The following is a 305-nucleotide window of genomic DNA, read 5'->3' on the forward strand; positions in this document are numbered from 1 at the left end:
AGAAGGCGGTGTAGATCACGGGCCAGAAGTACGCGATGTTGAGCACGCCGGAGAGCAGCAGCGCGCCGGCGAGGTAGTACGCGACCGGGGTGAAGTTCATCCCCATCCGCACCCCGCCGATGAGCATGTAGTACTTGCTGACGAAGCCGGCGAGCAGCGGGATCCCGGCCATCCCGAGCGAGGCCACAGTGAACGCCACCATCGTCAGGGGCATCCGCTTGCCGATCCCCGCCATCTGCGAGATGTAGTCCGTATGGGTGGACACGTGGATGTTGCCCGCACAGAAGAACAGGGTGAGCTTCATG

1 protein-coding gene is annotated in these 305 nt (G+C 63.3%); it reads right to left on the reverse strand.

Going from position 1 to position 305, the window contains the following annotated elements:
- On the reverse strand, window positions 1-305 hold a 305-nt coding region (locus EXE42_RS17550; protein WP_275938245.1), incomplete at both ends, for a proton-conducting transporter membrane subunit.

Source organism: Halorubrum sp. SP3 (assembly GCF_005435195.1).
In the GTDB taxonomy this organism is placed as follows: Archaea; Halobacteriota; Halobacteria; order Halobacteriales; family Haloferacaceae; genus Halorubrum; species Halorubrum sodomense.